The sequence below is a fragment of the Pseudomonas putida genome (genome assembly GCF_003228315.1).
Lineage (GTDB): Bacteria > Pseudomonadota > Gammaproteobacteria > Pseudomonadales > Pseudomonadaceae > Aquipseudomonas > Aquipseudomonas putida_S.
On the sequence record NZ_CP029693.1, the window covers coordinates 705,132 to 718,854 of the forward strand.

12 protein-coding genes are annotated in these 13,723 nt (G+C 61.4%); 8 read left to right on the plus strand and 4 right to left on the minus strand.

Annotated features, from left to right (window positions below; all coding sequences use genetic code 11):
• Positions 1-368: 368 nt before the first annotated feature.
• Positions 369-1,259, minus strand: coding sequence for a LysR family transcriptional regulator (locus DKY63_RS03195; RefSeq protein WP_110962789.1), 891 nt, complete (start codon positions 1,257-1,259; stop codon positions 369-371).
• Between the two features lie 152 nt (positions 1,260-1,411).
• Between DKY63_RS03195 and DKY63_RS03200 the strand changes: the two genes are divergently transcribed.
• The 8 genes from DKY63_RS03200 to DKY63_RS03235 all read left to right on the plus strand — a co-directional run bounded on the left by DKY63_RS03200 (position 1,412) and on the right by DKY63_RS03235 (position 11,146).
• Positions 1,412-2,605, plus strand: coding sequence for a M20 aminoacylase family protein (locus DKY63_RS03200; RefSeq protein ID WP_110962790.1), 1,194 nt, complete (start codon positions 1,412-1,414; stop codon positions 2,603-2,605).
• An 83-nt stretch (positions 2,606-2,688) separates the two neighbouring features.
• Positions 2,689-3,462, plus strand: a complete 774-nt coding sequence (locus tag DKY63_RS03205; protein ID WP_110962791.1) for an ABC transporter substrate-binding protein — start codon at positions 2,689-2,691, stop codon at positions 3,460-3,462.
• A gap of 292 nt (positions 3,463-3,754) precedes the next feature.
• Positions 3,755-4,483, plus strand: a complete 729-nt coding sequence (locus DKY63_RS03210; protein WP_110962792.1) for an ABC transporter permease — start codon at positions 3,755-3,757, stop codon at positions 4,481-4,483.
• On the plus strand, positions 4,480-5,190 hold the full coding sequence (locus tag DKY63_RS03215; RefSeq protein WP_110962793.1) for an ABC transporter permease: 711 nt from the start codon (positions 4,480-4,482) through the stop codon (positions 5,188-5,190). The genes DKY63_RS03210 and DKY63_RS03215 overlap by 4 nt, the downstream gene beginning before the upstream one ends.
• A gap of 16 nt (positions 5,191-5,206) precedes the next feature.
• The gene (locus tag DKY63_RS03220) at positions 5,207-5,971 is read left to right on the plus strand and encodes an ABC transporter ATP-binding protein (RefSeq protein ID WP_110962794.1); all 765 of its coding nucleotides are present in this window, start codon (positions 5,207-5,209) and stop codon (positions 5,969-5,971) included.
• A gap of 294 nt (positions 5,972-6,265) precedes the next feature.
• Positions 6,266-7,957: a urocanate hydratase gene (hutU, locus tag DKY63_RS03225; RefSeq protein WP_110962795.1), complete on the plus strand. Its 1,692-nt coding sequence runs from the start codon at positions 6,266-6,268 to the stop codon at positions 7,955-7,957.
• A 141-nt stretch (positions 7,958-8,098) separates the two neighbouring features.
• Entirely contained in the window at positions 8,099-9,631 is a 1,533-nt protein-coding gene (hutH, locus tag DKY63_RS03230) for a histidine ammonia-lyase (RefSeq protein WP_110962796.1), read from the plus strand.
• 111 nt (positions 9,632-9,742) lie between these two features.
• Positions 9,743-11,146: an amino acid permease gene (locus DKY63_RS03235; RefSeq protein ID WP_110962797.1), complete on the plus strand. Its 1,404-nt coding sequence runs from the start codon at positions 9,743-9,745 to the stop codon at positions 11,144-11,146.
• A 63-nt stretch (positions 11,147-11,209) separates the two neighbouring features.
• Here DKY63_RS03235 and gfa read toward each other — a convergent pair whose 3' ends face one another.
• The 3 genes from gfa to DKY63_RS03250 form a co-directional block, all read right to left on the minus strand.
• A complete protein-coding gene (gfa, locus tag DKY63_RS03240; RefSeq protein ID WP_110962798.1) occupies positions 11,210-11,803 on the minus strand; it encodes an S-(hydroxymethyl)glutathione synthase in 594 nt (197 codons plus the stop codon).
• Positions 11,804-11,922: 119 nt separating this feature from the next.
• Positions 11,923-12,657, minus strand: coding sequence for a histidine utilization repressor (gene hutC / locus DKY63_RS03245; RefSeq protein WP_110962799.1), 735 nt, complete (start codon positions 12,655-12,657; stop codon positions 11,923-11,925).
• Between the two features lie 106 nt (positions 12,658-12,763).
• Complete coding sequence (locus DKY63_RS03250; RefSeq protein ID WP_110967826.1) at positions 12,764-13,630, minus strand: patatin-like phospholipase family protein; 867 nt, start codon at positions 13,628-13,630, stop codon at positions 12,764-12,766.
• Between the last annotated feature and the right edge of the window lie 93 nt (positions 13,631-13,723).

Below are 13,723 nucleotides of genomic sequence, written 5' to 3' on the forward strand. Positions count from 1 at the left end.
TGTGGGAGCGAGCCTGCTCGCGATAGGGCCGGCACATCCAACATCTCTGTCGCCTGACACTCCGCCATCGCGAGCAGGCTCGCTCCTACAGGTACAGCGGACGTATGCGAAATCCGCATCAAAAACAGACCCACTGTGGGAGCGAGCTTGCTCGCGATAGGGCCAGCACATCCAGCAACGTTGGCGCCTGACACCCCGCCATCGCGAGCAGGCTCGCTCCCACAGGTACAGCGGATGTACGCAAAATCCGCGTCAAAAACAGACCCACTGTAGGAGCGAGCCTGCTCGCGATAGGGCCGGCACATCCAACATCTCTGTCGCCTGACACTCCGCCATCGCGAGCAGGCTCGCTCCTACAGGTTCAGCAGTCACTGTTTCACCACTGCCTGCAGACACTCCACAAACCGCTGCGCCACCGGCGTGAGCAGCACGCCCTTACGCATGATGATGCTCATCTCAAGCGCCGGCTGTGCCTGCTCCAGCGGGATCTGCTGCAAGCCGAGGCCGGCAATGCTCTCGGCCAACTGCCGCGTGAACAACACCAGGGAATCCGTGCCGGTCACCAGGCCTAAAGCGATGGCAAAGGATGAGCAGTGGATGATCCGCCGTGGCAACGCCAGAGCGGCATGCTCGAACATCGCCTCCATCACGCTGTGCTGGAAACCGCCCGAGGGCACGGTGCTCAACCATTGCGCGTCAGCCAGTTCGGCGAGGTGGCGAGCCTTGGCCAGCGGATGTCCCGCCCGCGCCATCACCACAAAATCCGTCGAGAACAACGGCATGCTGATCAGGTCGTCCCCCAGCATGTCGGGCAGTACATGGGAGACGGCAAAGTCCAGCGAACCATCCCGCAGGTGCTGGGCCGCGAGGGGGAATTTGACTTCCATGAAGGTCATTTCGGCATCCGGAGCCGACTTCTGGAATTGCTCCAATGCTTTTGGCAGCAGGCTCAAGGCAATGGTCGACGTCGCGCTGACCCTGACCTTGCCGCGCAGGTTGTTCTTGATCTGATCGAGTTCTTCCCGCGCACGGCGCAGGTCTTCGAGTATCTGCTGGGCACGGGTTTGCAGGGCTATGCCGTATTCGGTCAGCTCGATGCCCTGTACGTTGCGGGTCATCAGGACCACGCCCAGATCGCTCTCCAGCTCCTGGACACTGCGGGTGACGGCGGGCTGTGTCAGGTTCAGGCAGCGGGCGGCGGCGCGCAGGCTCTTTTCTTCGGCGACGGTCACGAACACCTGGAGCTGATTAATTTTCATGGCGTTCTCATGCCTGCGTGATGATAAAAAAAACTGATCATACTAAAAAAAATAGGATCTTTTCAGAGCACTCGGCAATCTCTACTGTGGCTTCACACCCCGCCCGGCGGCGGCTTACAACAAAGAGCACCCACAAAGAGAAGCCAAGCGATATGGACACTACCCGACGTTACTGCGAGGTCGCGGACCTCGCCGAATCGGCCCAAGAGCTACGCGCGATACGCCATCACCTGCACCAGCATCCCGAACTGGCCTACGAAGAACAGGCAACATCCGCCCTGGTGGCAAGGAAATTGGAGGAGTGGGGTTATGCGGTGACCACCGCTGTCGGGCAAACCGGGGTGGTCGGCTCTCTGACTGTCGGTGACGGCCCGCGCAGCATCGGGATTCGCGCCGACATGGATGCCTTGCCGATTCTCGAGCAAACCGGCTTGCCCTACGCCAGCCAGCATCCCGGCAAGATGCATGCGTGCGGCCATGACGGTCACACCACTATGCTGCTGGGCGCCGCCCGTTACCTTTCGCAGACGCGCAATTTCTCCGGCACCGTGCATCTGTACTTTCAGCCGGCGGAGGAACACGGCATCAACAGCGGTGCGTTGAGCATGATCAACGACGGCCTGTTCGAGCGCTTTCCCTGTGACGCGGTGTTCGGGTTGCACAACCATCCGGGCGCACCGGCTGGCACGATGTTGTTTCGCCGTGGTCCGCTGCAGGCGGCGGGCGATAACGTCTACATCACCATCAAGGGCAACGGTGGTCACGCGGCACGGCCACACCTGACGGTCGATCCGGTGGTGGTGGCCTCGAGCATCGTCATGGCCTTGCAAACCATCGTGGCGCGCAATGTCGACCCCACACACCCGGCGGTGGTGACGGTTGGCGTCTTGCAGGCTGGCACCGCCAATAATGTCATTCCAGGCAGCGCCAGGCTCGAATTGAGCGTGCGCTCGTTCAGTGCCCAGGTACGTGACTTGCTCAAGGCGCGCATCACCGAACTGGTACAGCAGCAGGCCGCCAGTTATGGCGCCGAGGTCGAAATCGACTACCTCATGGGCTACCCGGTGGTGATCAACAGTGATCGCGAAACCGAATTCGCGATCGCGGTGGCGCAGGAACTGATCGGCCCCGACAAGGTGGTGCCACACACCGACCTGCTGATGGGCAGCGAAGACTTCGCCTACATGCTGCAGGCCCGCCCGGGTTGCTTCCTGCGCCTGGGCAATGGCGACGGTGAAGACGGCTGCATGGTCCACAACCCCGGCTATGACTTCAACGACAGCAACCTGCCGATCGGCGCCGCCTACTGGGCGCGTCTGGTCGAGCGTTACCTGGCGCAACCCTAGTCGCGAATTTCCTCTCGGCCAGCCTCTCGCAAAGAGAACAACACGGCTGGCGACCTTTAATGAACCTGTCTTCGGAGTTTCATATGAACAAACTCGTCCTTTCGCTCGCCCTTTTTCTGGCCGCCGGCGGCGCATACGCCAAGGACTGGACCGTTATCCGCTTCGGTGTCGACCCCAGCTACGCGCCATTCGAGTCGAAGGCGGCCGACGGTACGCTGGTGGGCTTTGACATCGACATCGGCAATGCCATCTGTGCCCAGCTCAAAGCCAAATGCGTATGGGTGGAAAGCCCCTGGGACAGCGTCATCCCGGGCCTGAAAGCGAAGAAGTTCGACGGCATTCTGTCGTCGATGAGCGTGACCGAAAAGCGCCTGAAGCAGATCGACTTCTCGGACAAGATCTACCACACCCCCTCCAGCCTGGTGGCGAAGAAGGGTACGGACATCCAGCCGGTGATCGAGTCGCTCAAGGGCCGGCGTATCGGCGTGGAGATGGGCTCGACCCAGGAAGCCTTCGCCAAGACTCATTGGGCGGCCAATGGTGTGACCGTCCTGTCCTACCAGAATCAGGACCTGGTGTATCAGGACCTGCTGTCGGGGCGACTGGATGCCACTCTGCAGGACACGGTGCAAGCGGACATGAGCTTCCTGAAAAGCGAGCAGGGTCGTGACTTCGCGTTCGCCGGCGAGGCCGTGCACGACACCCAGACCCTGGGAATGGGTGCGTCCATCGGCTTACGCAAGGAAGACACCGATTTGAAGCAGGCCATCAACGAGGCCCTGGCCGAGATTCACCGCAACGGTACCTACGAAAAGATCCAGACCAAGTACTTCGACTTCGATATCAACAACGGGTAGCCGACTGGCGCATGGGTTCTGCGAGGGGAGGCGTATGGCACCTTCCGACCAAATGCTTATGCCTGTCTGTACAAGTAGAGATAGCTGCATTAGAGTCGGCCGCACACCTCGACTCACGGGTCTGTCCGCGACCTTGTCCGAGGTGTGTGCATCTTGATCGGCTCCACGAACCATACCCGTGCGCCACAAGCGCTCATGTTGGTCTTCAGGAAAACAACAATGAAAAAAACCTTTCTGACCCTTTCCGCTTCAGCTCCTTGCGTTTCTGCCTCCTGCATCAAGGAGGTGCTCCATGCTGGATAACCTTTTGCAGATTCTCGGGCTGTCGGGCTTCAGCCTGAAGGGCTTTGGCCCGTTGCTGCTGCAAGGCTCGTGGATGACGGTCAAGTTGTCCTTCATGTGCCTGCTGGTGAGTGTGGGCCTGGGCCTGATCGGTGCCAGCGCCAAGCTGTCCCGCTCGGCGCTGTTGCGCATGCCGGCGCAGGCCTACACCACGCTGATCCGCGGGGTGCCGGACCTGGTGCTGATGCTGCTGATCTTCTACAGCCTGCAAACCTGGCTGACCCAACTGACCGAAGCGATGGGCTGGGACTACATCGAAATCGACCCGTTCAGCGCCGGGGTGATTACCCTGGGCTTCATCTACGGGGCGTATTTCACCGAGACCTTTCGCGGCGCCATCCTCGCCGTGCCAAAGGGGCAGATGGAAGCCGCCACCGCCTACGGCCTGACCCGTGCCCAGCGCTTTCGCCTGGTGGTGTTCCCGCAAATGATGCGCTTCGCGCTGCCGGGCATCGGCAATAACTGGATGGTCATCCTCAAGGCCACCGCGCTGGTGTCGATCATCGGCCTGGCGGATCTGGTCAAGGTGGCCCAGGACGCCGGCAAGAGTTCCTACCAACTGTTCTTCTTCCTGGTGCTGGCGGCCCTGATCTATCTGGCGGTCACCACCGTTTCGAACCAGGTCCTGCGCCGGCTGGAGATCCACTACGCTGCAGGCACCCGTGAGGCCGTACGATGATCGAGCTACTGCAGGAATACTGGAAACCCTTCCTCTATAACGACGGCCAGAACATCACCGGCCTGGCCATGACCTTGTGGTTGCTCAGCGCCTCGATCTTCATCGGCTTCGTGATGTCGGTGCCGCTGTCGATTGCCCGGGTGTCTCGCAACGTCTGGGTGCGCTGGCCGGTGCAGTTCTACACCTACCTGTTTCGCGGCACACCGCTGTATATACAGCTATTGATCTGCTACACCGGGATCTACAGCATCGCGGCGGTGCGGGCCCAGCCCATGCTTGACGCGTTCTTTCGCGACGCCATGAACTGCACCATCCTCGCTTTCGCCCTGAACACCTGCGCCTACACCACGGAGATTTTCGCCGGGGCGATCCGCAGCATGAACCATGGCGAAATCGAGGCCGCCAAGGCCTATGGCCTGCGGGGCTGGAAGCTGTATGCCTACGTGATCATGCCGTCGGCGCTGCGCCGCTCGTTGCCGTATTACAGCAACGAAGTGATCCTGATGCTGCACTCGACCACCGTGGCCTTCACCGCCACCGTGCCGGACATTCTCAAGGTCGCCAGGGATGCCAACTCGGCGACCTTCCTGACGTTCCAGTCGTTCGGTATTGCCGCCGCCATCTACCTGGCAGTCACTTTCTCACTGGTCAGCCTGTTCCGCCTGGCTGAACGCCGCTGGTTGTCTTTCCTTGGCCCGGCTCATTAATTCAGGAGGCTTGCACATGTACAAACTGACCGTTGAAAACCTGCACAAAAGCTACGGCAACCATGAAGTGCTCAAGGGCGTCTCGCTGAGCGCCAAGACCGGCGACGTGATCAGCCTGATCGGCGCCAGTGGCTCGGGCAAGAGCACCTTTTTGCGCTGCATCAACTTCCTGGAAACGCCCAACGACGGCGCCATGAGCCTGGACAACCAGCCGATTCGCATGGTCCACGACCGGCACGGCATGCGCGTGGCCGACGCCGACGAACTGCAACGCCTGCGCACCCGCCTGGCCATGGTGTTCCAGCATTTCAACCTGTGGAGCCACATGACGGTGCTGGAGAACATCACCATGGCCCCGCGCCGGGTGCTGGGGGTCAGCAAGAAGGACGCCGAGGAGCGCGCCCGGCGTTATCTGGACAAGGTCGGCTTGCCGGCGCGGGTGGCCGATCAATACCCGGCCTTTCTGTCTGGCGGCCAGCAGCAGCGCGTCGCCATTGCCCGGGCGCTGAGCATGGAGCCGGAGATCATGCTGTTCGATGAACCGACCTCGGCGCTGGACCCGGAGCTGGTGGGTGAGGTGCTCAAGGTCATACAAGGGCTGGCCGAAGAAGGGCGCACCATGATCATGGTCACCCACGAAATGAGCTTTGCCCGCAAGGTGTCGAACCAGGTGTTGTTCCTGCACCAGGGGCGCGTGGAAGAGCAGGGCGCGCCCGAGGATGTATTGGGCAACCCCAAGAGCGAACGCCTGCAGCAGTTCCTCAGCGGTAACCTGAAGTAACCCCGAAGAGCGCGATCAATCCCCTGTAGGAGCGAGCATGCTCGCGATGAACGACAGAGCAACGCGGGGCGTCAGGCTGCCAGCGTTATCGTTGACGTCCATCGCAAGCATGCTCGCTCCTACAGGTTTATTCGGCGTTCAGATTCATCCGTATATCCAGTCATTTCACCCGCGACGACCTAAAAACAGACTCGGTGAAAAATTCACTTGATTAAGCTTGTATATACATGATTGTATTTATACATCCGCTGTATCAACAAACCACCCCGACAGGCCAAAACAAGAGGATTCCCGGTGAGCAAGCCAACCCCCGCCCAAGTTACCAAGCACCGTGACGTTGAAATCCGTGCCCCGCGCGGCAACAAGCTGACCGCCAAAAGCTGGCTGACCGAAGCGCCGCTGCGCATGCTGATGAACAACCTCGACCCTGAAGTGGCCGAGAATCCAAAGGAACTGGTGGTCTACGGCGGCATCGGCCGTGCCGCGCGTAACTGGGAGTGCTACGACAAGATCGTCGAGAGCCTGACCAACCTGAACGACGACGAGACCCTGCTGGTGCAATCCGGCAAGCCGGTCGGCGTGTTCAAGACCCACAGCAACGCCCCGCGCGTGCTGATCGCCAACTCCAACCTGGTGCCGCACTGGGCCACTTGGGAACACTTCAACGAACTGGACGCCAAGGGCCTGGCCATGTACGGCCAGATGACCGCCGGCAGCTGGATCTACATCGGCAGCCAGGGCATCGTCCAGGGCACCTACGAAACCTTCGTCGAAGCCGGTCGCCAGCACTACAACGACAACCTGACCGGCAAGTGGGTCCTGACCGCAGGCCTCGGTGGCATGGGCGGCGCCCAGCCTCTGGCTGCAACTCTGGCTGGCGCTTGCTCGCTGAACATCGAATGCCAGCAGATCAGCATCGATTTCCGTCTGAAAACCCGCTACGTCGACGAGCAAGCCAAGGATCTGGACGACGCCCTGGCTCGCATCGAGAAATACACCAAGGAAGGCAAGGCGATCTCCATCGCCCTGTGCGGCAACGCCGCTGAAATCCTCCCGGAACTGGTGCGTCGCGGCGTGCGTCCGGACATGGTCACCGACCAGACCAGCGCCCACGACCCGTTGAACGGCTACCTGCCAGCCGGCTGGACCTGGGACGAATACCGCGCTCGCGCCAAGACCGAGCCGGCTGCCGTGGTGAAAGCCGCCAAGCAATCGATGGCCGTGCACGTCAAAGCCATGCTCGACTTCCAGAAAATGGGCGTGCCGACCTTCGACTACGGCAACAACATCCGTCAGATGGCCCAGGAAGAGGGCGTGGAAAACGCTTTCGATTTCCCAGGCTTCGTACCGGCCTACATCCGTCCACTGTTCTGCCGTGGCATCGGCCCGTTCCGCTGGGCGGCACTGTCGGGCAACGCTGAAGACATCTACAAGACCGACGCCAAGGTCAAGGAACTGATCCCGGACGACGCCCACCTGCACAACTGGCTGGACATGGCCCGCGAGCGCATCAGCTTCCAGGGCCTGCCGGCGCGTATCTGCTGGGTCGGCCTGGGCCTGCGCGCCAAGCTGGGCCTGGCGTTCAACGAAATGGTCCGCAGCGGCGAGCTGTCGGCACCGATCGTGATCGGTCGCGACCACCTGGACTCCGGCTCGGTCTCCAGCCCGAACCGCGAAACCGAATCGATGCAGGACGGTTCCGACGCCGTGTCCGACTGGCCATTGCTCAACGCCCTGCTCAACACCGCGAGCGGCGCGACCTGGGTGTCCCTGCACCACGGCGGCGGCGTTGGCATGGGCTTCTCCCAGCACTCGGGCATGGTGATCGTCTGCGACGGTACTGACGAAGCGGCCGAGCGCATCGCTCGCGTGCTGCACAACGACCCGGCCACCGGCGTCATGCGTCATGCCGATGCCGGTTACCAGATCGCCATCGACTGCGCCAAGGAACAAGGGCTGAACCTGCCGATGATTACCGGCAAATAACAAAGCAAAACCTGTAGGAGCAAAGCTTGCTCGCGATGGCGGTGTGTCAGCCAACGCATATGTTGAATTTGCCGGCCTCATCGCGAGCAAGCTCAGCTCCTACAAGGAATAAATGATTATCCAGGCTTAAGGAGCTTGAACATGACTGCATTGAACCTGATTCCCGGCCAACTGAGCCTTGCCCAACTGCGCGCTGTGTACCAGCAGCCAGTGAAATTGACCCTCGACAACAGCGCCTCGGCCCAGATCGAAGCCAGCGTCGCCTGCGTGGAACAGATCCTCGCCGAAAACCGCACCGCCTACGGCATCAACACCGGTTTCGGCCTGCTGGCATCCACTCGCATCGCCAGCGCCGACCTGGAAAACCTGCAGCGTTCGCTGGTGCTGTCCCACGCCGCCGGTGTCGGCGAGCCGATCAGCGACGCACTGTGCCGCCTGATCATGGTGCTCAAGGTCAACAGCCTGAGCCGTGGTTTCTCCGGCATCCGCCGCAAAGTCATCGATGCGCTGATCTCGCTGATCAACGCCGAGGTTTACCCGCACATTCCGTTGAAAGGTTCTGTAGGCGCCTCCGGCGACCTCGCTCCTCTGGCGCACATGTCGCTGGTGCTGCTGGGCGAAGGCAAGGCCCGCTACAAGGGCCAATGGCTGCCGGCTACCGAAGCCCTGGCTGTGGCCGGTCTGGAACCTTTGACCCTGGCGGCCAAGGAAGGCCTGGCGCTGCTCAACGGCACCCAGGTGTCCACCGCATTCGCCCTGCGCGGAATGTTCGAAGGCGAAGACCTGTTCGCCGGCGCCCTGGCTGTAGGCGGCCTGACCGTTGAAGCGGTACTGGGTTCGCGTTCGCCGTTCGACGCGCGCATCCACGCCGCTCGTGGTCAAAAAGGTCAGATCGACACCGCTGCCGCTTACCGCGACCTGCTGGGCGAGCGCAGTGAAGTCTCCGATTCCCACCAGAACTGCGAGAAGGTGCAGGATCCGTACTCCCTGCGCTGCCAGCCTCAAGTAATGGGCGCCTGCCTGACCCAGTTCCGCCACGCTGCCGAAGTACTGGTGATCGAAGCCAACGCCGTGTCCGACAACCCGCTGGTGTTCGCCGCTGAAGGCGATGTGATTTCCGGTGGTAACTTCCACGCCGAGCCGGTGGCCATGGCCGCCGACAACATGGCGCTGGCCATCGCCGAAATCGGCTCCCTCAGCGAGCGTCGCATCTCGCTGATGATGGACAAGCACATGTCGCAACTGCCGCCGTTCCTGGTGGCCAATGGCGGCGTGAACTCCGGTTTCATGATCGCCCAGGTGACTGCTGCGGCGCTGGCCAGCGAGAACAAGGCGCTGTCCCATCCGCACTCGGTGGACAGCCTGCCGACCTCCGCCAACCAGGAAGACCACGTGTCCATGGCTCCGGCTGCCGGCAAGCGCCTGTGGGAAATGGCCGAAAATACCCGTGGCATTCTGGCCGTGGAATGGCTTGCCGCCTGCCAGGGTCTGGACCTGCGCGAAGGCCTGAAGACCTCGGCCAAGCTGGAACTGGCACGTACCACCCTGCGTGACAAAGTCGCCCACTACGAAAAAGACCGTTTCTTCGCCCCGGACATCAATGCCGCGAGCGAACTGCTGGCCTCCCGTTGCCTGAACGAGCTGGTACCGGCGCGTCTGCTGCCAAGCCTCTAAGCAGGCGTCTTGGCCGGGAGCCCGGCTCCCGGCACCTCCCATTTCCGTGCACGGTCTGTCTGACAGGCTGTGTGCGGCTTTTCGCCCGACAAAAATAATCAGGAAAGCGAAATGCAAGCGCAAGCAACAGGTTTGAAACGCGGGCTGTCGGCTCGGCATATCCGCTTCATGGCGTTGGGGTCGGCCATCGGCACCGGGCTGTTCTACGGTTCGGCCTCTGCGATCCAGATGGCTGGCCCGGCGGTGCTGCTGGCCTATCTGATCGGTGGCGCGGCGGTGTACATGGTCATGCGCGCCCTCGGTGAAATGGCGGTGCACAACCCGGTCGCGGGTTCCTTCGGCCAGTACGCCAGCACCTACCTGGGGCCGATGGCCGGCTTTATTCTCGGTTGGACCTATGCGTTCGAGATGGTCATCGTCGGCCTGGCCGACGTGACGGCCTTCGGCATCTATATGGGCTTCTGGTTTCCGGAAGTGGCGCGCTGGATCTGGGTGCTCGGCATCGTCTTCGTGATCGGCGGCCTGAACCTGTGCACCGTGAAGGTCTTCGGTGAAATGGAGTTCTGGATGTCACTGCTCAAGGTCGGCGCGATTATCGCGATGATCCTCGGCGGCTTCGGCATCATGGCGTTCGGCATTGGCAGTTCAACCACCGGACATGTGACGGGGATCAGCAACCTGTGGACCCAGGGCGGCTTCATGCCCAACGGCGTGGGCGGCCTGATCGCTTCGTTCGCGGTGGTGATGTTTGCGTTCGGCGGCATCGAGATCATCGGCGTGACCGCCGGTGAAGCGAAGGACCCGCAGCATGTACTGCCAAAAGCGATCAACGCGGTTCCCCTGCGGATCCTGCTGTTCTACGTCCTGACCCTGTTTGTGCTGATGTCGATCTTCCCGTGGCAGCAAATCGGTAGCAACGGCAGTCCTTTCGTGCAGATTTTCGACAACCTGGGCATCAGCTCGGCGGCGACCATCCTCAACATCGTGGTGATTTCCTCGGCGATCTCGGCGATCAACAGCGACATCTTCGGTGCCGGGCGCATGTTGTTCGGCCTGTCGCGGCAAGGTCACGCGCCGAAGGCCTTCGGGCAGTTGTCGCGCCATGGCGTGCCATGGATGACCGTGGTGGTGATGAGCGCCGCCTTGCTCGGTGGCGTGCTGCTGAACTACCTGATCCCGGAAAACGTGTTCGTCCTGATCGCGTCGATCGCGACCTTCGCCACCGTTTGGGTGTGGCTGATGATCCTGCTGACCCAGGTGGCCATGCGTCGCTCGATGAGCGCCGAACAGGTCGCACAGCTGAAGTTTCCAGTGCCGTTCTGGCCTTATGCGCCGATGGCCGCGATTGTCTTCATGGCCTTCATCTTCGGCGTATTGGGTTACTTCCCGGATACTCAGGCAGCCTTGATCGTCGGGTGTGTGTGGATTGCCTTGCTGGTGCTCGCTTACCGGCTGTGGGTCAAGCCAGTGGCGGGGCAGGCGGCGCGGGTGATGGGCGAATCGACGGTTCGTTAAGCCGGACGCATGCCTGTGGCGAGGGGAGGAATCCCCTCGCCACCTGTAACTCAAGGGCAGGTTTCAAGCGCCTGGCAACAGGCCTCTCTGCCTGGCGACATGGGTCGCCAGTGCGTCCATCAAATCCGGGGACAGGCAGTCATAGGGTTCAAGGCCGATAGCACGCAGCCGTTCGCGGATGGCCTTCATCTGCGCCGGTGGCGTGCCGGTTTCGATAATCGACGACACGAACGCCGCGAAACCCGGTGCGCACCAGCCACGCTGAGGCGACAGCTCGGTGTGCACGAAGTCCAGGCCGTAGAACGCATGATCCTTGTTCTCGATCCGCCCGAAGAGATGGGCGTGGCATTGCTTGCAGGCGTGGCGCTGGATGGTCGCGGAGGCGTCGACAATTTCCAGTTTTTCGCCATGGGCGGTGACGCTGACCTTGTCACGGGGCACCACGGCAATCACGGCGAATATCGCCCCTTGTGGCTTCCAGCATTTGCTGCAGCCGCACGCATGGTTATGCAGGGTTTGCGCGTCGACCCTGACCTCGACCTTGTCGTTTGCACACAGGCATTGCAGGGTGCCGCCGGTGAAGTTCGCGGCGGCAGGTTCAAAACCTTTGTCCGGTGCAGCATTGTCCAGCACAGGGTGCAGCTTCGGGGTACTCACGTTGGCGTCTCCTTTTCAGGCTGTCAGACGACAGTGTCTGAGGGCAGGGTGGTCCAAGCAGTATAGGAGCCGCTCAAGACCCGCCACGGGCCGGGTATCGGTGAGTCACGCTGAAACGATCAGTTGTCCCTGTGCGCCCCGACCGGCAGGCGGCTGCCCAGGCGATAGCGGGAGGAGGGGTGGATCAGGCGCACGTAGGTCACGATCTTGCTCTGGTTCCAGGTGCGGCGCATGAGCACCAGGCAAGGTTCGTTGATATCGATTTGCAGGTATTTGCTTTCGTCGCTGCTTGGGTGGCTGGCCTCGACGATATGCTCCATCTCATCGGGCCGCAGCACCTGCAACAGGTACATGGCCGGTTGCAGGTTTTCGCCAAATTCCTGCTGGAGAAAATCGGGAATCATCTCGGGATTGACGTAGCGATCCTCGAGCTGCACCGGAATGCCTTCTTCGCTGTGCACACAGATCACGTGAAAAACCGAAGCACCGGTCGGCAGCGACAATGCAGCCGCTACGGGCATCGAGGCGACTTCGCGCCCCAGGTGCAGGACCTTGCACGTGTAAGTGTGGCCCCGAGCGATGATCTCGTCGGCGATGTTGGTGATTCGCAGCAGGTTGGATTGCGGCTTGCTTTCGGCGACGAAGGTCCCAACGCCCGAGATTCGCACCAGATGGCCTTCTTCGGTCAGTTCACGCAAGGCACGGTTGATGGTCATGCGCGACATGCCCAGTTCCTCGACCAACCGATGCTCGGAAGGGATCAGGTCCCCGGGTTTCCAAACGCCCGCGCGAAGCTGGCCCTGCACGAAATCCTTCGCGCGCCGATAGAGCGCTTGCGGTGCATTTTTAATCATCAGTCGGTCCGTATTTCCTGGACGGCAAGCACACTTGCCAAGGCTTGGAGAAAAAAGTCGATATCGTCACAGCTTATGATGGCTACCTGCAAGTGCCTCGCGGCACTTAATGCTCATGGCCATGGGAGTGCACCGTCAGGGCGCCCGGTACCTTGGTGCGTTCCAGCCCGCCTCGGGCCAGCCAGCGCAGGGTCTGTTCATGGGCACGCTGCAGCAGGGACTCGGTCTGGGCAAAGTTGAACACCGATACGTCCACGGGACACAAAGGCGGGACGATATGCAGGTTGGCGAGGGTGCGGAAGTGTTCAATGTCGCTCACCAACTGGCGCATGCTCATCAGGTTGACGGTATGCAATGCCAGGGCGATCAAGCCCCGGGGCGGTTGGGGCAGGGCGCAACTCATCCCGGTGGGGACGACCACGATGTCGGTGGCTCCCAGGGCGACGGCGGTTGAAATGGGGGTATTGCTGGCCACGCCCCCGTCAATCAGGAACTGATCGCCAATTTGCACACTGGGAAATACCAGTGGAATGGCGGCGCTGGCCAGCAACGCCTTGCCGATTTTGCCACTGGACAGAACGGTCTCGGCGCCGCTGAGCAAATCGGTGGTGACAATGTGCAGCGGCAACACCGCATCCTCGATACGCGTTATGGGCAGCGCCTGCTCCAGCAGCCGGTTCAAGGCGGATGGCTGCAACAGAAAACCACGCTGCTTGAGCAGTCCTCTACAGGTATCGAGCCAGGACAGGGGGAAAATGTCGGTTTTGCGCAAACCGCGCCAGAAACCGGCGAGTGCCTCGACGCCAGCTGCATCGGGCCGTGACGCAAAGTAAGCACCGTTGATGGCGCCGACCGAAGCGCCGACCACCAGGTCGAATCGAACATCGGCTTCGACCAGGGCCTTCAACATGCCCACCTGGACAGCCCCCAGGCTGCCACCGCCAGCGAATACGATTGCGGTTTTGGTTGCCATGGTCGAAGTCTCGGCGCGCCAATGTATCGAATCAGTGTAGCCGGGTGATTTGTGCACCCGGGACATCCTTGTCCTTGTTTGCCTGTCAGGGGC

Coding starts and splice junctions, on each gene's coding strand:
- DKY63_RS03195 (WP_110962789.1), bottom strand. CDS start 1,259: ATGAAAATTAATCAGCTCCAGGTGTTCGTGACCGTCGCCGAAGAAAAG.
- DKY63_RS03200 (WP_110962790.1), top strand. CDS start 1,412: ATGGACACTACCCGACGTTACTGCGAGGTCGCGGACCTCGCCGAATCG.
- DKY63_RS03205 (WP_110962791.1), top strand. CDS start 2,689: ATGAACAAACTCGTCCTTTCGCTCGCCCTTTTTCTGGCCGCCGGCGGC.
- DKY63_RS03210 (WP_110962792.1), top strand. CDS start 3,755: ATGCTGGATAACCTTTTGCAGATTCTCGGGCTGTCGGGCTTCAGCCTG.
- DKY63_RS03215 (WP_110962793.1), top strand. CDS start 4,480: ATGATCGAGCTACTGCAGGAATACTGGAAACCCTTCCTCTATAACGAC.
- DKY63_RS03220 (WP_110962794.1), top strand. CDS start 5,207: ATGTACAAACTGACCGTTGAAAACCTGCACAAAAGCTACGGCAACCAT.
- hutH (WP_110962796.1), top strand. CDS start 8,099: ATGACTGCATTGAACCTGATTCCCGGCCAACTGAGCCTTGCCCAACTG.
- DKY63_RS03235 (WP_110962797.1), top strand. CDS start 9,743: ATGCAAGCGCAAGCAACAGGTTTGAAACGCGGGCTGTCGGCTCGGCAT.
- hutC (WP_110962799.1), bottom strand. CDS start 12,657: ATGATTAAAAATGCACCGCAAGCGCTCTATCGGCGCGCGAAGGATTTC.
- DKY63_RS03250 (WP_110967826.1), bottom strand. CDS start 13,630: ATGGCAACCAAAACCGCAATCGTATTCGCTGGCGGTGGCAGCCTGGGG.